Source organism: Cellulosimicrobium sp. SH8 (assembly GCF_025818875.1).
GTDB classification, from domain to species: domain Bacteria; phylum Actinomycetota; class Actinomycetes; order Actinomycetales; family Cellulomonadaceae; genus Cellulosimicrobium; species Cellulosimicrobium cellulans_D.
Genome location: NZ_JAMXMH010000003.1, coordinates 90,111 through 110,470 on the forward strand (window position 1 = coordinate 90,111; position 20,360 = coordinate 110,470).

General features: G+C 73.0%; 17 protein-coding genes. 5 read left to right on the forward strand and 12 right to left on the reverse strand.

The genetic code is table 11. The features are described 5' to 3' along the window. Positions 1-12: 12 nt before the first annotated feature. The 5 genes from NF338_RS05395 to NF338_RS05415 all read right to left on the reverse strand — a co-directional run bounded on the left by NF338_RS05395 (position 13) and on the right by NF338_RS05415 (position 6,959). Complete coding sequence (locus NF338_RS05395) at positions 13-2,535, reverse strand: glycoside hydrolase family 2 protein (protein WP_264029855.1); 2,523 nt, start codon at positions 2,533-2,535, stop codon at positions 13-15. After that, entirely contained in the window at positions 2,532-3,398 is an 867-nt protein-coding gene (locus NF338_RS05400) for a carbohydrate ABC transporter permease (protein ID WP_264030048.1), read from the reverse strand. The genes NF338_RS05395 and NF338_RS05400 overlap by 4 nt, the downstream gene beginning before the upstream one ends. 47 nt (positions 3,399-3,445) lie before the next feature. Beyond that, positions 3,446-4,384 carry a carbohydrate ABC transporter permease gene (locus NF338_RS05405; protein ID WP_264029856.1) on the reverse strand — a complete coding sequence of 313 codons (939 nt, stop codon included), beginning with the start codon at positions 4,382-4,384 and terminating at the stop codon, positions 3,446-3,448. A gap of 81 nt (positions 4,385-4,465) precedes the next feature. Further along, a complete protein-coding gene (locus tag NF338_RS05410) occupies positions 4,466-5,773 on the reverse strand; it encodes an ABC transporter substrate-binding protein (RefSeq protein WP_264029857.1) in 1,308 nt (435 codons plus the stop codon). Positions 5,774-5,942: 169 nt separating this feature from the next. Then, a complete protein-coding gene (locus tag NF338_RS05415; protein ID WP_264029859.1) occupies positions 5,943-6,959 on the reverse strand; it encodes a LacI family DNA-binding transcriptional regulator in 1,017 nt (338 codons plus the stop codon). Between the two features lie 88 nt (positions 6,960-7,047). On the opposite strand from NF338_RS05415, the gene glgB reads away from it, so the two are divergent. Next, the gene (gene glgB, locus NF338_RS05420; RefSeq protein ID WP_264029860.1) at positions 7,048-9,279 is read left to right on the forward strand and encodes a 1,4-alpha-glucan branching protein GlgB; all 2,232 of its coding nucleotides are present in this window, start codon (positions 7,048-7,050) and stop codon (positions 9,277-9,279) included. Between the two features lie 295 nt (positions 9,280-9,574). On the opposite strand, the gene NF338_RS05425 is transcribed toward glgB, so the two are convergent. Genes NF338_RS05425 through NF338_RS05435 form a run of 3 tightly spaced genes read right to left on the reverse strand, consistent with a single transcriptional unit; the run spans position 9,575 to position 12,773 of the window. Continuing rightward, a complete protein-coding gene (locus NF338_RS05425) occupies positions 9,575-10,525 on the reverse strand; it encodes a tetratricopeptide repeat protein (RefSeq protein ID WP_264029861.1) in 951 nt (316 codons plus the stop codon). A gap of 20 nt (positions 10,526-10,545) precedes the next feature. Continuing rightward, entirely contained in the window at positions 10,546-11,583 is a 1,038-nt protein-coding gene (locus NF338_RS05430; protein ID WP_264029862.1) for a hypothetical protein, read from the reverse strand. Next, a complete protein-coding gene (locus tag NF338_RS05435; protein ID WP_264029863.1) occupies positions 11,580-12,773 on the reverse strand; it encodes a hypothetical protein in 1,194 nt (397 codons plus the stop codon). Before NF338_RS05435 ends, NF338_RS05430 begins: the two co-directional genes overlap by 4 nt. A gap of 377 nt (positions 12,774-13,150) precedes the next feature. Here NF338_RS05435 and NF338_RS05440 point away from each other — a divergent pair, with 377 nt between their 5' ends. Continuing rightward, entirely contained in the window at positions 13,151-14,575 is a 1,425-nt protein-coding gene (locus tag NF338_RS05440) for a hypothetical protein (RefSeq protein WP_244286222.1), read from the forward strand. 3 nt (positions 14,576-14,578) lie between these two features. Beyond that, positions 14,579-15,025: a hypothetical protein gene (locus NF338_RS05445; protein WP_264029864.1), complete on the forward strand. Its 447-nt coding sequence runs from the start codon at positions 14,579-14,581 to the stop codon at positions 15,023-15,025. A gap of 41 nt (positions 15,026-15,066) precedes the next feature. On the opposite strand, the gene NF338_RS05450 is transcribed toward NF338_RS05445, so the two are convergent. The 3 genes from NF338_RS05450 to NF338_RS05460 all read right to left on the reverse strand — a co-directional run bounded on the left by NF338_RS05450 (position 15,067) and on the right by NF338_RS05460 (position 17,124). Then, positions 15,067-15,855, reverse strand: coding sequence for an alpha/beta fold hydrolase (locus NF338_RS05450; RefSeq protein ID WP_264029865.1), 789 nt, complete (start codon positions 15,853-15,855; stop codon positions 15,067-15,069). 78 nt (positions 15,856-15,933) lie between these two features. After that, entirely contained in the window at positions 15,934-16,785 is an 852-nt protein-coding gene (locus tag NF338_RS05455; protein ID WP_239576727.1) for an alpha/beta hydrolase, read from the reverse strand. A gap of 33 nt (positions 16,786-16,818) precedes the next feature. Continuing rightward, positions 16,819-17,124 carry a hypothetical protein gene (locus tag NF338_RS05460; RefSeq protein ID WP_264029866.1) on the reverse strand — a complete coding sequence of 102 codons (306 nt, stop codon included), beginning with the start codon at positions 17,122-17,124 and terminating at the stop codon, positions 16,819-16,821. 252 nt (positions 17,125-17,376) lie between these two features. On the opposite strand from NF338_RS05460, the gene NF338_RS20970 reads away from it, so the two are divergent. Both NF338_RS20970 and NF338_RS05470 read left to right on the forward strand, forming a co-directional pair. Next, the gene (locus tag NF338_RS20970) at positions 17,377-18,348 is read left to right on the forward strand and encodes an FKBP-type peptidyl-prolyl cis-trans isomerase (RefSeq protein ID WP_318782967.1); all 972 of its coding nucleotides are present in this window, start codon (positions 17,377-17,379) and stop codon (positions 18,346-18,348) included. Between the two features lie 147 nt (positions 18,349-18,495). Continuing rightward, a complete protein-coding gene (locus NF338_RS05470; protein ID WP_264029867.1) occupies positions 18,496-19,056 on the forward strand; it encodes a phosphoribosyltransferase in 561 nt (186 codons plus the stop codon). Here the strand turns inward: NF338_RS05470 and NF338_RS05475 are convergent. Continuing rightward, a complete protein-coding gene (locus tag NF338_RS05475; protein ID WP_264029868.1) occupies positions 18,995-20,245 on the reverse strand; it encodes an alpha/beta hydrolase in 1,251 nt (416 codons plus the stop codon). The genes NF338_RS05470 and NF338_RS05475 overlap by 62 nt on opposite strands. Positions 20,246-20,360: the final 115 nt, after the last annotated feature.

Here is a 20,360-nt window from a genome sequence, read left to right on the forward strand (position 1 = left end):
TCGCCGGCGCTGTCATGCGGGCACCGCCGTCCGGCGCACGACGAGCTGGTTGACGCTCCGCAGCACCTGAGGGTCCGCGAGCGTCGAGCGGTCCAGCGGGACCGGGGCCGTGACGCGGAACGTGACGCTCTCCCCCGCCAACAGGTCGACGAGCGCGTCATCGACCACGGCCTCCGGGTGGACCTTGTCAGCGAGGAGCGACAGCCCCCGCACGACGGTGTCGGTCGTGACGCGCACCCGCGCCCCGTCCTCCGTCGAGGTCACCTCGACGTGGAGCGCGGGGCTGCGCAGCGCGCTGTCGCGCGGCTCGGCGTAGAACCACGTCGCGCTCTCGTGACCGAGCGACGCGACGAGCAGCTCGCCGGCGGCATCACCCGGGACGACGAGGTCGGCCGGCAGCGGGACCGTGGCCGTCTCGCGCGCCCCGACGTCGACGGGGATCTTCGCCGCCTCGATCTCGACCCCGTCGTAGCGGGTGCGCCGGACGACGAGGTCGCCGCGCCACTGCTCGGCGGAGTCGTTGACGACCGCCACGACGAGATGTCCGTCCTCACCCCGCGGCTGGACGGTGAGCAGCCGGTCGGCGAACGCGTGGCGCAGCGCGTGCAGCAATGGCTTCACGCGCCCGTCGCCGTCGACCGCGGCCCAGGAGGTCACGGGCCAGCAGTCGTTGAGCTGCCAGACGACCGCGCCCATGCAGCGCGGGCTCCAGGAGCGGTAGTGCTCGAGCGCGGTGCGCACGGCGGTGGCCTGGTTCCAGGACATGGCCCAGTGCCAGTCCTCCATCGCGTCGGGCAGCGGGACGTGGGCGACGAGCCCGTCCGTGAGCTTGTCGTTGCCCTGCATCGCCTTCTGGTGGACGAGCATCCCGGGCGACTCGGGCGTCAGGGGGTCGTCGCTGATCGCGCGCGTGAGGGTGGACCAGGTGGGAGGCCCCTGCCAACCGAACTCGGCCATGAAGCGCGGCACGGTGTCGCGGTAGTGCGGCCAGTCCTGGCGGTTCCACAGCTCCCACTCGTGCATCGAACCGTGCCGCGGGTCGTTGGGGTGCACGTCGAGGCTGCCCGACCACGGGCTCGACGGCGTGTACGCGCAGTCCGGGTCGAGCTCAGCGACGACGCGCGGGAACAGGTCGGTGTAGTACCCGAGCCCCCACGTGCGGCCGTCGAGACGCTGTTGCCAGCTCCAGTCGTGGAAGCCCCAGATGTTCTCGTTGCTGCCGTTCCACAGCACGAGCGACGCGTGGTGCCCGAGGCGGGCGACGTTGTCGCGCACCTCCGCCTCGACCTCGGAGCGCAGCGGCTCCTCCTCCGCGTAGGCCGCGCAGGCGAAGAGGAAGTCCTGCCAGGTGAGGACGCCCCGCTCGTCGCACAGGTCGTAGAAGTCGTCGGACTCGTAGATCCCGCCGCCCCACACGCGCAGGAGGTTCAGGTTCGCGGAGACCGCCTGGTCGATGCGCGCGGCGTACCGCTCGCGCGTGACGCGGTGCGGGAACGCGTCGTCCGGGATCCAGTTCGCCCCACGGACCCAGACGGGCACGCCGTTCACGACGAACCGGAAGGACGTGCCGTCCTCGTCCGGCTCCATCTCGAGCGTCGCGGTGCGGAAGCCGACGCGGCGGGCGGACGCGTCGAGGGGTGCGCCGTCGGCCAGCAGCTCGACGGCGACGTCGTAGAGCGGCTGGTCGCCGTGCGTGCGCGGCCACCACAGCTCCACCTGGGGCACGACGACGTCGACCTCCGCCGAGTCGGCGTCGGTGGGCACCTGGACCCGCACCCCGGCGACGGACGCCGCGAGGGCGAGCGGCGCGAGACCGCGACCTGTGCCGGAGCGCTCGACCTCCACGACCACGCGCACCCGGCCCGCCGTCGGTGCCGTGGACTCGCCGGGCTCGCCCGCGACCGCCGCGTGGACGCGCACCTGGGCGAGGCGCGCGACCGACCAGGACTCGAGGCGCACCGGGCGCCAGATCCCGGACGTCGCCGTGTCGGGTCCCCAGTCCCACCCGAAGCTGCACGCCATCTTGCGCAGGGCGTTGAACGGGTGCTGGTTGACCTGCGGCCGGTAGCCCAGGAGCAGGCTCTGCCGGTCGGCGTACGGGACGGGGGCGGAGAACCGGACCACGAGCTCGTTCTCGCCCTCGAGGAGCAGCGGACCGACGTCGAACCGGTAGGTGCGGTGCATGTTCGCCGTCGTGCCCACCACGGTCCCGTTGAGCCGGACCTCCGCGACCGTGTCGAGGCCGTCGAAGACGAGGTCGTGCCGCTCGTGACCGTCCGGGGCCCACGCGAAGCGCGTGGTGTACGCCCAGTCGGTGCGACCGATCCACGCCTGGAGACGCTCGTGGTCGTCGAGGTACGGGTCGTCGATCAGTCCCGCGGCGAGCAGGTCCGTGTGCACGCTCCCCGGGACCGTCGCCGGGACGTCGGACACGACCGTCCCCGCGGGGACGGGCCCCGCGCCGGCGCTCACGGTCCAGCCGTCGTGCAGCTCGCGGCGGGTCGCCCTGCGGGCGGTTGTCTCGGTGAAGGTCACTTCGTGGCTCCTGCGGTCAGGCCGTTGTAGATGTGTCGCTGGAGGAGGAGGAAGGCGATCAGGGTCGGGACGATCACGAGGATCGTGCCGGCCGCGATGACCTCCCACTCCGACCCTGTCGGTCCCTTGAACCGGAACAGGGTCGTCGAGATCACGCCGAGCTTGCTCGACGGCATGTAGAGGAAGGGGATGTAGAACTCGTTGTAGATCGCGATGCCCTTGATGATGACGACGGTCGCGATCGCCGGCTTGAGCAGCGGGAAGATGATGCGCGCGTAGATCGTCAGGCGGTTCGCCCCGTCCAGCATCGCAGCCTCGTCGAGCGAGCGCGGGATGGAGCGCATGAACTGCAGGAAGATGTAGATCGCGATGATGTCCGTGCCCATGAAGAGCACGATCGCGGCCCAGCGGGTGTTGAAGAGCCCCAGGCCGTTGATGATCTGGAACGTCGCGACCTGCGTGGTGACCGCAGGGACGAGAGTCGCCAGCAGGAACCCGGCCATGACGACCTTCTTGCCGCGGAAGTCGAACCGGTCCACCGCGTACGCGGTCATGGTGCCGATGAGGATCGTCCCGGCGAGCGCGACGACGAGGATGATCATGGTGTTCACGAAGCCCGCGAGCATGTCGCTGTCCGTGAAGGCCCGCGTGAAGTTCGAGAAGTTGAACCAGTTCCGGGGGAGGTCGAGCGGACCGGTCGTCACGTACTCCTCGCGGGACTTGAAGGCCGCGAAGAAGATCGTCAGGATCGGGACGACGGCGGCCGCGCACGCGACGACGAGGCTGATGTACTTCGCCGTCGTGGCCAGCGGGCCGGCGACGGGCGCGACACCCCTCGAGAACCGGGCGGCGGCCCCGCGCATCTTGTCCGCTGCGGTGATCCGGGGCGGCGCGGGTGCGGTAGAGGCGCTCATACCAGGTCTCCCTTCTCGTCCGGGAAGAACTTTCGTTGGATCGCGCTGATCACGAGGACGATGATCAGCAGCACGACGGCCATCGCGGACGCGAGACCGACCTTGGAGTACCGGAACGCCGTGTCGACGGTCTGGATGACGAAGGTCTCGGACCCGTTGGCCCCCTTCGTCATGATGAACGGGATCTCGAACACCGAGAGCGCGCCTGAGACCGCGAGGATCAACGACAGCCCGACGATCTGCTTGATGCCCGGGAAGATGATGTAGCGGAACTTCTGCCACGACGTCGCGCCGTCGAGGTCCGCGGCCTCGTACACGTCACCCGGGATCGCCTGGATGGCACCGAGGAACAGCACGAAGTTGAGTCCCATGTAGCGCCAGACCGAGGTCCCGGCGAGCGAGAAGTTGACGATCGACGGGTCCCCGAGCCAGTGCGGCGTGTCCTGGATGCCCACGATCCCCAGCAGCGCGTCCAGGGTGCCGTCCGGGCGGAAGAAGTAGAGGAAGACGAGGCCGATCGCCACGCCGTTCAGGAGGTAGGGGAAGAAGATGACGCCCTTGAAGAAGTTCCGGAACCGCGTGCTGAAGCTGAGGATCGTCGCGAAGTAGAGCGCCAGCGCGAGCTGGACGAGAGCCCCGACCAGGTAGTAGAGGCTGACGAAGAAGACCCGGAACAGCTCGGGCCGCGTGAAGATGTCGACGTAGTTCTTGAACCCGACGCCTTCCTTCACCGCGTCGAGACCGTCCCAGGACGTGAAGCTGTACCAGATCATGTTCGCCACCGGCAGGTACGTGAACACGAGCAGCAGCCCGAGCGGGACGACGAGGAACAGCCACGGGGTGAGCGACCCGGACCGTCGCCTCGGCGGTCGGGACGTAGCACTCCGCTTGCGCGGCTCGGTCGGAGTCGCCACGGTCGGACTGGTCACAGCCATGTCATGCTCATTTCGGTCGAGACGGGCGCGAGGCCCCCGGCGGGGCGGGCCGGGGACCTCGCGCGTACCTGGGCAGCTGCGTCAGCCGACGACGTTCGCGCGTGCGGCGGCCCAGCGGGAGTTGAGGTCCGCGAAGAAGGACTCCTTGTCGCCGTCGGCGGCGCCGCGGGCGACGTCGACGAGCTGCTTGCGGTACTTGTCGCCCCACAGGTCGATCTCGGCCTCGTTGCTGATGTCGTTGTCCCACGTCTCCTCGCCCGCCGGAGCCGGGGAGAGCTCGACCTGGTTGACGCCGAGGGCGTCGAACGTGGCCAGGCTGTCCGGCGCCGCCGCGCCGACGACCGGCGAGATACCGCCCTGCTCCGCGGCGAACGTCGACTCGTTCAGGAACCAGTCGACCCACGCCCGCGCGGCTGCCTTGTTCTCGGAGTGCTTCGAGATCGCCAGCTTGTAGTCACCCGAGACGGTCGAGGAGAACGTGCCCTCGGTCTGCCACGGCATCGGCCAGAAGTCGATGTCGTCCGCCGACCCCCCGGCCGCCTCGGCCGCGTCCTGCATCTGCGGCACGGCCCACGAGCCGAGCACCATCGCGCCGACCTTCCCGGTGCCGAGGAGGGTCTTGGACTCCTCCCAGTTGGTCGTCGTGGGGTCCTCCTCCGTGACGCCCGCGGCGACGACGTCGTACAGCAGGCCGTCGATCGCGTACTGCTCGTTGCCCTCGGCCCACGGGTCGTCCTGCGAGGTCCGGACGCTCACGGCGTCGGTCCCGGCGAGCGTCCCCTGGTTGTTCTGCCACTGCGTGAGCGGCCAGCCGTCGGTGTAGTTCGTGTAGTACGGGACGGCGTCGGTCTGCTCGCCGATCTGCTGGAGCGCGGCGACGAACGCCTCCGGCGTCGCGGGCGGCTCGGTGATGCCGGCCTCCTCCCAGACCTTCGTGTTCACGACGTAGCCCATCGCGGTACCGAACGTCGCGATGCCGTAGACGTCGCCGTCGTAGGCCTGCTCGTTGATGAAGCGGTACTCCTGCGCGAGCTCGTCGACGGTGCCGAGCGGCTCGAAGAACTGCGGGAGCTGGTCCTTGCTCACCGAGTTGGGGACGAGGAGGACGTCCCCGTAGTCCTGCGTGTTGAGTCGGATCGAGACGTCGCCCTCGTAGTCGGTGATCGCCTCGAACTCGACCGTCACGCCCGGGTTCTCCGCCTGGAACTGGTCCGCGTAGTCCTGGAGCGTCGTGTCGACGATGTCGGTGCGGTTGGTCAGGACCGTGATGGTGCCCGAGAGCTCGCCGTCCTCTTCGCCGCCACCCTCGCCCGAGCCGCTCGAGCACGCACCGAGCGCCAGCGTCAGCGCTGTCACGGTGAGTACGGCGGCGATCTGCTTCCTTGCCATGTCGTCTTCACTCCTTGGTCGTCGTTGACGTCGCGCGCCTCGGGCTCCTCTTGCCCGGGCGATCACTGGCGACACGACTAGTGAAGCGCTTAAGTAGACGTAAGTCCAACCCCGTTCGATAACGAACAGATATCGGAGCGAGCGCCTTCTCGACGTGTGGTGAAGCGCGTCAGGAGGGACGGCGCGCCGTCGTGCCGCGCGGGCGCAGCGTCGGCGTGGAGTCGAGGAAGCTGCCCCCGACCTTTCCCTCGATCCGGTCGAACAGGCGCCGGGCGACGTGCGCGCCGTACCGCGTGACGTCGTGGCTCAGCGCGGACAACCGCGGGAACGTCGCCTCGCACAGCGGCGAGTCGTCCCACGCGATCATCGACACGTCCTGCGGCACCCGGACACCGATCTCGCTCGCGACCCCCAGACCGGCGACCGCCATGACGTCGTTGTCGTAGATGATCGCCGTGGGCGGCTCCGCCCCCGTGAGGAGCGTGCGGGTCGCCACCGCACCCTGCACCGCCGAGTAGTCGGTCCGGACCACCACGCCCTCCGCGCCCAGGGTCGCGATCTCGTCGCGGAACGCTTCGTCGCGGATCCCCGTGTGGCCGAACCCCTCCAGCCCCGCGACCCGCGCGATCCGGCGGTGCCCGACGGCGTGCAGGTACCGCACCGACTCGCGGACCGCCGCGGCGTCGTCCGTCCAGACGTTGGTGAGGCCGCCTGCGAGCGCCGGGTCCCCGACGACGACCGCCGGGAGCGCCTCCGGCTCCGAGAACATCGCGATGCGCGGGTCGTCGACGCTCGGATCGACGAGGATCACGCCGTCGACCCGCCGGGCCGCGCGCCACGCGCGATACGCCCGCAGCTCCGTCTCCTGGTCCGGCACGACCTGCAGGAGGAGAGCGTAGGAGCGCTGCGACAGCTCCGACTCGATGCCGGCGAGGAACTGCATGTAGAACGACTCGACCCCGAGCATCCCCGGGTCGCGCGCGAGCACCAGCCCGACCGTCTCCGTCCGCGCACCCGAGAGTGACCGCGCGGCGGAGCTGGGGGCCCACCCCAGGTCCGACGCGATCGTGAGGATCCGCGCACGGGTCGCCTCCGACACCCCCGGCCGGTTGTTCAGCGCGTACGACACCGCACCTGTCGACACCCCGGCCTCGCGCGCGATGTCTGCGATGGTGATCCTCGCCACGGCACTCCTTCCTCCAGGTCGCGAGCCTACTGCGACCATCCGGCGAGCCCGTCGCGTCCCGGTGCCGCGGACGTGGAAAGGTTGGCCCATGACCGGGTCCGCCGCATCACCCACCCCGCCGCCCGTCGTCGTGCCCGCGGACGCGCTCGCCGCCGCGGCGTCCGGCCGCACGTTCGACCCGCACGCCGTGCTCGGCCCGCACCTGGCGCCCGACGCCGGCGACGCGCGCGCCGTCGTCCGGGTCCTGCGCCCGCTCGCCGACGAGGTCGTCGTCGTCACGACCGACGGCGAGCACGCCGCCGCGCACGAGCAGGACGGCGTCTGGGCCGCCGTAGTCCCGGTGCACCAGGACGCCGACGGCACCCGGCACGCTCCCGACTACCGCGTCCGCGCGCGCTACGGCCACGAGGCCACCACGACCGACGACCCGTACCGCTTCCTGCCCACGCTCGGCGAGGTCGACCTGCACCTCCTCCGCGAGGGCCGGCACGAGGAGCTGTGGCGCGTGCTGGGCGCCAACCTGCGCACGTACCCCAGCGCGCTCGGCGACACCACCGGCACCGCGTTCGCCGTCTGGGCGCCCAACGCGCGCGCGGTCCGCGTCATCGGCGACTTCAACGGCTGGGGCGCGACGCACCCGATGCGTTCGCTCGGCTCGAGCGGCGTCTGGGAGCTGTTCGTCCCCGGCGTCGGCGCGGGCGCGCGGTACAAGTACGAGATCCTCGGCCCCGACGGCTCGTGGCGCCAGAAGGCCGACCCGCTCGCCAAGGCGGCGGAGGTACCGCCCGCGACGGCGAGCATCGTCGTCGAGTCGCAGTTCGCGTGGACCGACGACGCGTGGCTCGCCGCGCGCGCCGCCCACGACCCGCACACGCAGCCGCTGAGCATCTACGAGGTGCACCTGGGCTCGTGGCGCCAGGGCCTGTCCTACCGCGACCTGGCCGAGCAGCTCACCGCGTACGTCGTCGAGCAGGGCTTCACGCACGTCGAGCTCCTGCCCGTGGCCGAGCACCCGTTCGGCGGGTCGTGGGGCTACCAGGTCACCGGCTACTACGCGCCGACGTCACGGTTCGGGCACCCCGACGACTTCCGCTACCTCGTCGACCGCCTCCACGCCGCGGGCGTCGGCGTCGTCGTCGACTGGGTCCCGGCGCACTTCCCGCGCGACGAGTGGGCCCTCGCGCGTTTCGACGGCACCCCCTGCTACGAGCACGCCGACCCCCTGCGCGGGGAGCAGCCCGACTGGGGCACGTTCGTCTTCGACTTCGGGCGCAACGAGGTCCGCAACTTCCTCGTCGCCAACGCGACGTACTGGCTCGAGGAGTTCCACGTCGACGCGCTCCGCGTCGACGCCGTCGCGTCCATGCTCTACCTCGACTACTCCCGCGGCCCCGGGCAGTGGCACCCCAACGTGCACGGCGGGCGCGAGAACCTCGAGGCCATCGCCTTCCTCCAGGAGGCCAACGCCACGGCCTACCGGCGCACACCCGGCGTCATGATGATCGCCGAGGAGTCGACCGCGTGGCCCGGCGTGACCCGTCCGACGTCGGCCGGAGGTCTCGGGTTCGGGCTCAAGTGGAACATGGGCTGGATGAACGACTCCCTGCGCTACGTCGCGGAGGAGCCCATCAACCGGCGCTACCACCACCACGAGATCACCTTCTCGATGGTCTACGCCTACTCCGAGCAGTTCGTCCTGCCGATCAGCCACGACGAGGTCGTGCACGGCAAGGGCTCGCTCTACGGGAAGATGCCCGGCGACGACTGGCAGAAGCGCGCCGGCGTGCGCGCGTTCCTCGCCTACCAGTGGTCCCACCCCGGCAAGCAGCTCCTCTTCATGGGCAGCGAGATCGGCCAGCACTCCGAGTGGAACGAGGGCCGGTCGCTCGACTGGGACGGCCTCGCGGCCGACCTCGGCCGGCAGGGCGTCCAGCGCGCGGTGCGCGACCTCAACGCCCTCTACCGCGCGACCCCCGCGCTCTGGGAACTCGACCACGACCCCGCCGGCTTCGAGTGGCTCGACGCCGACGACGCCGACCACAACGTCCTCGCGTACCTCCGCCGTGGGCGCGACGGGGGCGAGGTCGCCGTCGTCGTGAACTTCGCCGGCACGCCGCACGAGGGCTACCGCGTCGCGCTGCCGTCGGGCGGAGCGTGGCGCGAGGTGCTCAACACCGACGCCGAGGTGTACGGCGGGTCGGGTGTCGGCAACCTCGGCGAGGTCGAGGCGGAGCCCGTCCCGTGGAAGGGCCGCGCGCACTCCGCGACCCTGCGCCTGCCCCCGCTCGGCGCGCTGTACCTCGTCCCGTCGCCGAGGTAGAGGTCTGGTCTGCCGACGTAGAGGCCTGGACTGCTGACGTAGAGGTCTGGTCTGCTGACGTAGAGGTCTGGTCACCTTGGGTGGTGGGTGGGGTGGTGGCGCCGGGTCTACCATCCGCCGCTCGTTCCTCGCGGCTCCCGCCAGGCCCGCCACGACCCGGCGCCACCACCCCACCCACCCGGCTTCGTCCCACCTCCTGCGCTGCCTCCTCAGCGCGACGGCGGCCGGTCACCGTGAGTGACCGGCCGCCGATCGTTCGGGTGCAGGTGCAGGTACAGGTGCAGGTGCAGGTGCGTCAGTACAGGCTGATCGCGAGGCGCTGGCGGGCCTTGCCGACGCGGGGGTCGGTGGGGCCGACGACCTCGAAGTAGTCGAGGAGCCGCACGCGGAGCTTCTCCTTGGCGTCGGCGTCCGCGCCGGGGAGGAGGTCGAGCAGGCGGCTGAGCGCGTCGTCGACGTGGCCGCCGAGGATGTCGAGGTCGGCGATGGCGAGCTGCGCGTCGACGTCCCCCGGTGCGTCCGCGGCCGCGGCGCGGACGGTGGCGAGGTCGGCGTCGCGCGTGCGCTGGAGGAGGCGGACCTGCGCGAGCCCGGCGACGGCGAGCGCGTCGCGCGGGTCCTGCTTGATCGCCTTCTCGTAGGCCGCGATGGCGGCGTCGAGGTCGTCGCGCTCGATCGCGTCGTACGCCTCCTGGTGCAGCGGCGGCAGCTCGGGCTCGGGCTCCAGGGCGGGCTCGGCGGGCACCGGCTCTCCGTCGCCGCCCTGGGCCGGCGCGCGGCCGGTGACGCCGTTCGCCTCCGCGGCCTGGAGCACCTGCTCGATCACCGAGCGCACCTGCTCGGCGGGCGCGGCGCCCTGGAACAGCGGCACCGGCTGGCCCTGGAGGACAGCGACGACGGTCGGGACGCCCTGCACCTGGAACGCCGCCGTGATCTGCGGGTAGGCCTGGGCGTCGACGCGGGCCAGGAGGAAGCGGCCGGCGTACTCGTCGGCGAGCGCGCCGAGGTCGGTGCCGAGCTGCGCGTTCGCCTGGTCGGTCGGGATCCAGAGCAGGACCACGACCGGGTACTGCGTCGAGTCTTGGACGAGCTGGCCGAACGTCTCGTCCGTGACGTCGACGACGTAGCCTCCTGCCGCGGGCGCGCCGCCCTCCTCCCCCGGCGGCGGGGACTGCGGCCGGGTCAGCGCGGACAGGTCGACCGCTCCGCGCACGTCGAACGCGGGCTGCTGGGTAGGTTCGCTCATGGACGCAATCCTAGGGAGGGTCAGCTGTTGGCGACGGACGTCGCGACGTGCTCGTTGCCCACGACGCGGATCTTTTCCTCCGACCCGGCGGGCGGGACGTAGAGCGCGACGACGTCCTGGTACCCGACCTTGAGCACGTTCGTCGGGGTGGCCGTCCCGTACAGCGCCTTGATCGTCTCCGTGTCGGGCGGGACCTGCGCGCCCTCCTCGGCCGTCATCGACTCGAGCGACGTCATGGCGCCGACGACGAGCGCGCCGCCGTCCGCGGTCCGCACCGAGCGGACCGGCTCGTCGGCGTTCGGGGTGAACGCCAGCGCGTACGCGCCGGCGGCCGGCTCGAGCGCCGTGGTCCAGGCCTGGGCGCGCTCGGCGAGCAGCGTGCGGAACGAGTCGTCCTCGAACGCCCCGGCGAACCCGGAACCGGACCCGAGGTTGAGCACGTCGGCGTACTGCGCGACGGCGTCCGTCGGCGTGACGAGGAGACTCGAGTCGTCGGGCGCGACGGCCTCGCTCCCGATGCTCGGGTCCGCGAAGCTGGGCATCGTCACGCCGGGGAGCAGGCGGACCCACCCCCAGAGCTGGTAGACGTCCCGCGCGCCCGCCTGCTCGAGGACGGAGAGCCGCGGGGTCTGCAGGCTCTCGGGCTGGACGCTCACGGCGTACGACGTGCGCGGCCAGGTCTGCGTCGTCGGGATGACGACCTGCTGCGCCTCGGTCGGCAGCTCGGTCACGAGGTCCGCGTTGCCGCGCGCGGCGGCGACGGCGAGCTGGCTCGTGCGGATCGCGAGCGCCGGGCCGGTGACGCGGGCGTCAAGCTGCGCCGGGTCGTTCGCCTCGCTCGCCGCGGCGAGCGCGGAGGCGACCGCGTCCAGCACCACGGTCTCCTGCGCCTCGGAGAGGACGGGAGGGGGCGGGTCCTGGGTGGGGTCCGGCTGCGGCGTCGGCAGGGGCGTGGAGCAGGCGGCGAGGAGGAGCGCGCCGACCAGACCGCCGGCCACCCCGGCGAGGTGACGGCGGGCGCGTCGGGCGCGGGCCGTGTCGCGGGTGGTGCTGGTCATCGGGTGCTGTCCTTCGTCTCGTCCGGGTCGCGCTGCGGGTCGGGGGCCTCGCTCGTCCCCGTGCTGCCGGGAGTGAATCCCCATGCTCGGCGCCAGGCGTCGGCACGTGTCGTCGCGCTGTCCTGGGTGGTCGGGTGGCCGTCCGCCGCGTCGACGGCCGGCTGCGCCGCGGTCTTGGGGCGCCGCTCGCCCCGCGCGACGATCGGGATCTGACCGGTGAGCCAGGCGCGCCGCGGCTTCTGCGCGCGCGTCTGCTGCTGCGCGAGGCGGTCGGACTCCTCGCGCTCGCGCAGCTCGCGCCGCGTGAGCATGCGCACCTGCGCGGTGTCGGTCGGCGCCTCGCCGCCGTTCTCACCAGGGTCGTGCTCGCCCGCCGGCGTCTGCGGCGAGGCGGCCGGCGCGACCGTGGGGGTGGCCGACGTCGCGGTGCCACGCCCCGACGGTCCACGGCGCTTGGGCCGCAGGCTCGCCGCGCCGATGCCGAGACCGAGGAGGATCAGCACCGCACCGCCGATGACGCCCGGCCACAGGAGCGGGGTCTCGACCTCGCGCGGCCAGGAGAGCTCGAGCGTCGGGGCGACCGCGCCCTCACCCACGCCGGCCACGAGAAGCTGCCAGCGGCCGGGCTGGTCGGACCAGCGCAGGCTCGCCGAGCCTGCTCCGGTCGACTCCTCGAACCACATGTCCGAGCCGGCGGGGTCGACGCCGACGACGGCCGTCTCGCCCTCGGCCGGGGTCTCCTCCGCGGGCGCGTCGCCGTCCGCCGGGGTCTCCTCCGCCGCGGGCGTCTCGCCCTCGGCGGGCGACTCTCCGTCCGCAGGGGTCTCTCCCTCGGCGGGCGTCTCCTCCGCGGCGGCCGGCTCGACCGCACGCGTCGCGAGCGCGTCCCAGTCGCTGAGCCCGGTGACCACGCCGTGCGCGTCCTCCCCGACCCAGCCCGTCACGTCGACCTCGCGGCCGATCGCGAGCGTGACCTGCTGCTCGCCCGGTGCCGTGGCACGGATCGTCACGTCCTCGGCGACGAGGTCCAGGACCCCGGGCTCGGTGACGAGCAGCGTGCCGTCCCCCGTGTACGCCGTGGTCGCCACGACCGTGTCGCTGTCCCGCCAGACCGTGGCGGACGCGACGCCGAGGCCGACGGCGACGAGCCCTCCCACGAGCAGGAGGGCGGCGATGATTCGTTGGAGCACCGAGCTTCCCTTCGTCGATCGACGTTCCAGAATAGGTGCGAAACCCCTCGTAGATCGACCGCGGGGAATCGTGCGCGGATCCTCACGATCCGTTCACGAGCCCCTCTCCCCACGGTCCCACGCTCGTCAGCCGGTCTTCAGGAAGGGGCTCGCGAGACGCCGTCGGACCGGTCTGCCGCGTCCAGGCGTGCCGTCTGTCCCGCAGCACTGCGACCATCGTCTCACCTGCTCCAATCCGGGTATTCAGGACAGCCCGATCCCCGTATCCTGGTCGGAGCACGGCGGGGCCGTGGCACGACCGCCGCGCCCTCCCTCCTCGCGAGGGGACGCCGCCCGGCGGCGGACGCCGCGACGAACCAGCACCGGAGGTCATCGACGTGTCCGACGAGCGCACGCTCTTCCCCATCACCATGCGCGGGTACGACCGCGTCCAGGTCGAGGCCCAGCTCGCGAAGCTGGAGAAGGCCGTGGAGGACGCGCGCTCGCGCGTCGAGGCCGCGGACGCCCGCGCCATGCAGCTCACGAGCGAGCTCTCCGACGCGCAGCGTCAGCTCCGCGAGGCGGACCGTCCCTCGTACGCCGGCCTCGGCTCCCGCATCGAGCAGCTCATGCGCTCCGCGGAGGAGCAGTCCGCGGACATCCTCTCCCAGGCCAACGCCCAGGCCGCCGACATCATGGCGCGCGCCAAGCTCTCGGCCGGCCAGGTCCGGTCCCGCGCCGAGAACGAGGTCGCCGAGCTCCTCAACAGCGCGCGGCTCGAGTCCGAGGAGATCCGCGCGACGAGCGCGTCGGAGGCGGAGGGCACGCTGCTCAGCGCCCAGCGCCGCGCCGAGGAGTTCGTCGGCTCCGCCGAGCGCGAGGCCGCGCGCATCCAGAGCGCGATCGCCACGGAGGAGAGCGAGCGGCGCGCGTCGCTCGAGCGCGAGCTCGGCACGCTGAGCGCGACGGCGGAGCGCGAGACGACGGAGCTGCGCGTCACGACCGAGCGCGAGGCCGCCGAGCTGCGTGCCCGTGTCGCGGCGGAGACGGCCGCTCAGCGCGAGGCCGCCGAGCGCGAGTCCACGGAGCTCCTGGAGAACGCGCGCCGGGAGGCGCAGCGCCAGGTCGACGAGGCGCAGCGGAAGGCGACCGAGGCCGCCAACGCGGTCACGTCGGAGATGGAGGAGCTGCGCGACAAGGCCCGCACGGCGCTCGCCGACGCCGAGCTCGAGGTCGTGCGCCGCCGCGAGGCAGCGGAGCGCGAGAACGCGGAGCGGCACGCCGCGGCCAAGGCCGAGACGGAGAAGCTCGTCTCCACGGCCGAGGAGCACGCGGCGGAGGCGGAGAAGCGCGTCGCGCTCGCGCTCGAGCAGGCCGAGAAGGTCCGCCGGGAGTCCGACTCGTACGTCAAGGACCTCATGTCGACGGCCCGTCGCAACGCGGACCAGATCGTCGCCGAGGCGCGGTCGTTCGCGGACCAGACGGTGAGCGACGCGAAGGCCGAGGCGGAGCAGCAGCGCAACGTGGCCCAGCGCCAGCTCGAGGACCTCACGCGCCAGCACGACTCGATCAACACCTACCTCGACGAGCTGCGCGGGCTCCTCGGCGGCGAGGCCGAGCCCGCGAAGGCTCCGGCGAAGAAGGCGGCGGTGCCTGCCGGCACCCCCGCGCAGCAGGCGCGCGCGGCGCAGCTCCTCACGGCGGAGTTCCCGGTCGTCGCCGAGGAGCCGGACCAGCAGGGCGGGTCGGGCACCTCGACCAAGCGCGGCCCCGCCGGTCAGGCTGACGTCGAGGCCGAGACCGACGCTCCTGCACCGGCCTGACCGGTGTCCTCCGCGGACCCCTCGGGCCGCACCGGGTCCGCTGCCGACGACTGGCGTCGGCAGCGGACCGAGGCCGCCGCGCACCAGCAGCGCGAGCTCGACCGCCAGCGCGCGCGGGAGAGCGCCGCGGCCCGCTCGCTCCTCGCCGAGTTCGTGGTGCGCGCCCGTGAGCGCGGCCTCGCGCCCGAGCCGCTGCGCGCCCGCTCGTTCGACGGCACGGCCACCTACCGGACCCCGCTCAAGGGCTGGTACCTGCGCCGCAACCGCAGCGTCGCGGTCGGCGAGGACGGGGAGTTCTACGTGCTCGGGGTGCCCGGCACCGTGCTGGGCCGGCTGCGCGGGGTGAGCGTCGAGCCGTCGGACCCGCCGCTCGTGCTGGGCAAGGGCGGCCGGGACGGCGAGTCGATCGACCTCGCCGACGCGCTCGCGCTCGTGCTCGACGACCGCTGAGGGCCGCGGACGGCGACCGGGACCGCTCGCGGTCCGTCGGGTCAGACCGACGCGCGGGCCAGCAGGTCGGCGAGGGCGTCCGCGACCGCGGCCGGGTCCTCGACGGCGCTCATGTGCCCGGCACCCGGCACCTGGACCAGCCGCGCCGCGGGTGCGGCGGCCGCCATGTGCTCGGCCTCCGCCGCGGGGGTGAGCGCGTCCTCCTCCCCCACGACCACGGCCACCGGGCCCGAGAAGCCCTCGAGGACGTGGGTGCGGTCCGGCCGGGCCGCCATCGCGCGCTGCGACCACGCGACGCCGTCGGGCCGCTGCCCGCGAATCCATTCCTCGATCCGCGCGGTGAGATGCTTGCGCGCGGCCTTGCTCGTCTCGCCGAGCATCACGCCCGGCATACCGAGGACGGCGTCGACGGTCTGGGACCGCGCGGCCTCGTCCGCGATGCGCAGCCGGTTGGCGCGGGCCTCGTCGGTGTCGGCCGTCGACTTGGTGTCCACGAGCCCGAGCCCGGCGACCAGGTCGGGGTGCCGCTCGGCGAGCGCGAGCGCGACGTAGCCGCCCATCGACAGCCCCGCGACGACCGCGCGCGTGATCCCCGCGGCGGTGAGCGCGGCGGCGGTGGCGTCGGCCGCGGTATCGATCGACGCCGGCTCGCCCGCCGACGGGCTCGCGCCGAGCCCCGGGAGGTCGACGGCGACGACGGTGGGCTCGCCCGGCAGCGCGGCTGCGACGTCGGCCCACATGCGGTGGTCCAGCGGGAAGCCGTGCAGCAGCACGAGCGGGGTCCCGTACCCCTCGCGCAGCGTGAAGGTCTCGAGCGGGGCCGCCGTCACGTGGTCCTCCTCAGGTCGTGCTTGCGTCGTCAACTCTCGCTCCACCGTGCCACGGCCGCGACCGTCCCGCCGGGGGTGTCAGTCGTCGACGCCGTCCGACCGGCTCGCCTCGTAGCTCGCCTGGTCGGAGTCGGCGGTGTCGCGCTCGGCCGTCACGGCCCCGGTCGTGTCGCCGGACCACTCGGTCGGCAGCGGCAGCGGGAACCCCGGGCGGACGTGACCGACGATCTCGTCGAGCACCCGCCGCACGGACGGCTCCCCCACCCACAGGTGCTTGGCGCCGTCGACGCCGATCACCTCCGCGTTGCGCACGCGCGCGAAGCGTCGGCGCGCCTCGTCGGGACGCAGGTAGTCGTCGAGCTCGGGGACGAGCACCACGAGCGGCTTGCCGAACGCGTCCCACCGGTCGAGGTCCTCGTCCGTCGCACGGTGCAGCGGGGGCGACAGCAGGATCGCGCCCTCCACGGCCGGGTCGGTCCCGTGCTTGAGCGCGAGCTCGGTCCCGAACGACCACCCCACGAGCCAGGGATGCGGCAGGTCGCGGAACTCGGCGAGCTCGATGGCCGCGGCGACGTCGAAGCGCTCGGCCTCACCGCCGTCGAACGAGCCCTCGCTCGTGCCGCGCGGCGACGACGTCCCGCGCGTGTTGAACCGCAGCACCGCGAGGTCGGCCAGCGCGGGCAGGCGCCAGGCCGCCTTCCGGTACACGTGCGAGTCCATGTAGCCGCCGTGCGTGGGCAGCGGGTGGAGAGTCACCAGCGTCGCGACCGGGTCGCGGTCCGCGGGGAGCGCGAGCTCGCCGACGAGCGTCAGCCCGTCCGCGGTGTGCAGCTCGACGTCCTCGCGCCGCGCGGGCAGGACCGTCAGGGACCGGATAGGGGTGGGGCCGGCCGGCGCGTCGGCCCCGGCGGGCTCGGGTGCGGTGCTCATCGTGGTCGAGCCTAGTTCGTCCACAGTGGACCTCTACCCCGGACGACGGCGCCCGCGCGCCTGCCAGCACGACGTGTGCCAGTGCCGGCGGTGGTCGAGCGCCGTCTCGGCGCCGAAGAACGAGTCCTCCTGCCACGCCACGACGTGCCCGGTCCCGGGCGGGATCTCCTGGTTGCACCCCGGGCACAGGTACGTCTTGGACCCGCCGCGCACGGTCCGGACCTGCCACTCGCCGTCGGCCCCGGACTCGCGGCGCACGCCGCCGAGGGCACGGTCCAGGTCGAGGGGCGCGGGCTCCGCTCCCCAGGGTCGCTTGCGGGACGGTCGACGGGACGGCATGCGCCCATTCTCCCCCGGCACCGCGCACGGGGCGGCTGGTGTGCGGGACCGACCGACAGGCGGACGGGGCGGAGGGGACTACGGCTCCCAGCGGGTGTCCAGGCAGGACCGCTAGAGTGTCCGCGCCGGTGCTGCACCCGGCGCGCGGCCGCGAGGCGACCCCGACCCGGGACGCCGACGACCGCCGTCGTGCAGGTGCGGCCCAGACCCGACGGCCCCGCGTCGTCCCACCGACCCGAAGGACCCCCTCTCGTGAAGCACCGCACCCTGCGCGGCGTCGCCGCGCTCACCCTGGGCGCCGCCCTCGTCCTCTCCGGCTGCGCCTCGGAGGGCGGCGGCTCCGGCGACGAGACGTCGTCGAGCCCGTCCGCGACCGACGGCGCCAGCGACGCCGCGACGTCGTCGCCCGAGGACGTCGCGGCGCTCGAGGCCGTGACGGTCACCGGCGACCCGGGCGCCGAGCCGACCGTGGAGTTCGACCAGCCGTTCGAGGTCTCCGCCGCGGCCGCCATCTCGCTGAACGACGGCGACGGCGAGGAGATCGCCAAGGGTCAGCAGATCACCATGCACACGGCCGCGTTCTCCGGCACGGACGGCTCCAAGATGGGGTCGACGTGGGAGACGGACTCCCCCGAGCAGCTGATCATCGACGACGCGATCTTCCCGCAGCTCCTCGACGTCGTCGTCGGCAAGAAGGTGGGCACCCGCTTCCTGTTCGCCAACCCGACGACAGACCAGACGACCGGCGAGCCGATCACCTACCTCACGATCGGTGAGGTCACCGGCGTCAAGACCATCCCGTCGCGCGCCGAGGGCGAGGCGGTGACGCCCGCCGAGGGCCTGCCGACCGTGACGCTCGACGACACCGGCAAGCCGACCATCGAGATCCCCGAGGGCTACGAGGCCCCGACCGAGCTCGTCGCGCAGACGCTCATCAAGGGCAGCGGCCCGGTCGTCACCGAGGACCAGACCGTCACGGCCCACTACACGGGCATGCTGCTCGACGGCACCGTCTTCGACTCGTCGTGGGACCGCGGCGCCCCCACGAGCTTCTCGCTCCAGCAGGTGATCCCGGGCTGGACGCAGGGCCTCGCCGGGCAGACCGTCGGCAGCCAGGTGCTGCTCGTCATCCCGTCGGAGCTGGGCTACGGCGCGCAGGGCAGCGGCACGATCCCCGCGGACTCCCCGCTCGTCTTCGTCGTGGACATCCTCGACGCGCAGTGATCCCCGCCTGACCCGACGAGGGCCGCACCCCACCACGGGGTGCGGCCCTCGTCGCGTCCGCGACCGGTCCGGGTCCGGGACGGGGGTCCCGGCTCGTCGGGACCCGGGCGGGCGCGACCCGCGCGTCGCGCGACGTACTCTCGATCCATGACGGACGCCTCCACGACCCCGGTCCCCGCCGTGCCCGACGACGCGTCGTCGCCGAGCCCCGCCGCCCCGCCCGAGCGCGAGGTGCTCACGTGGGAGACGTTCGGCGTCGCCGTGCGCGAGCTCGCCGAGCAGGTCGTGGCGAGCGGGTTCCGGCCCGAGGTCGTCGTCGCCGTCGCGCGCGGCGGCCTCCTGCCCGGCGGCGCGGTCGCCTACGCGCTCGGGACCAAGGGCGTCGGGACGCTCAACGTCGAGTTCTACACCGACATCGGCCAGACCCTCACCGACCCGCGTGTGCTCCCGCCGCTCATGGACACGTCCGACCTGCCGGGTGCGCACGTGCTCGTGGTCGACGACGTCGCGGACTCCGGCCGCACGCTCGCCCTGGTGATGGAGATGCTGAGCACCCACGGCGCCGAGGCGCGGTCCGCGGTGCTGTACACCAAGCCGCGCACGATCATCCAGCCGGACTACTCGTGGAAGGACACCGACCTCTGGATCACGTTCCCGTGGTCGGCCGACCCGCCGGTCGAGGGCGCGCAGCCCCGGCCCGCCGACTGACGCCCTCGCGCGGCGGGCCCGCGGGTCGCCCGGCCTCGGCGAGGACCCAGGCCGTGAAGGCGTCGACCCCGTCGACGACCGCCTCGAAGCGGGGCGAGTGGAAGACGTCGAACGAGTGCTGCCCCCCGGGCAGCTCGGCGTAGACCACGGTGTTCGTCGCGGCGCGCCGCAGGCGTGCGACGAGGTGCCGCGCGCCCTCCACGGTGCCCCAGCCGTCCTTGCTCCCGTGGGCGACGAAGAACGGCGGCGCCTCGCCGTGGACGTACCCCTGGGGCTGGAGGACGGGCGGTGGCCCGGCCGGCTCCGCGCCGAAGTAGTGACCGTAGTAGCCGTAGAGGAGGATCGCCCCGGAGACCGAGGTGTCGGCCTGCTCGAAGCCTGGCTGGAACCGCGGGTCGCCCGGGGTGAGCGCGCACAGGCCGGCGATGTTCGCGCCGGTGGAGCTGCCCGCCACGAACACTCTCGCCGGGTCGGCACCGTACTCCCCGCCGTGCTCGCGGACCCACGCGATGACTTTCTTGGCATCGATCTGGTGGTCGGGGAACGTGACCTGGGGGCGCAGCCGGTAGTTCGCGCTCACGCACACCCAGCCCCGGCTCGCGAGCCACGTCAGCAGAGGCCGCGCCTCGCGGCTCTTCTCCCCTCCGGTGAACCCGCCACCGTGGAAGTAGAGCAGCACCGGCGCGTCCCGCGGCGCGTCACGGCGCCGGTAGAGGTCGAGGAGGTTGCGGCGCCCGGCGTCCCCGTAGCTGACGTTCCTGATCCGCTCCACGTCCCGGCGCGACCGCACGAACGGCGTCAGCAGGATCCGGGCCCACGGACGGTGCCGCCGGAGCGGCACGTCCACCCGTTCGCGCCAGTCCGGGCCGAGTCCCTCCGACAGTGCCCGCCGCACCGACCGGTCGCTGCGCACTCCCCGCCACGCGACGACCACCAGCCCCACGGCGACGACGACGGCCGCTCCGGCCGTGACCCGGCCTCCCGTCGTCCCCAGGTCACCCTCGGCGGCCGCCAGCGCGGTGGACGCGACCAGGAGGTACATCGCCAGGAACGGCACCTCGTTGACCACCATGCCGAAGATCCAGCTCGCCCGCGCCAGCAGGTGGGGTCGACGAGGTGCGACGGCCGCGAAGAAGGTGCACCAGCCGACGACCACCACGACCACCACGTACCCGATCGGCCAGGTCATCGTCGCCCCCCCTGTCGCGCGCCCGTCTCGTCCGAACCGTAGGCCCGGAGCCCCCGCAGGGCAATACGGGACGTTCCTCCCGTTCTCGCGCCGTCGACGAGAGCCCGGCGAGCTC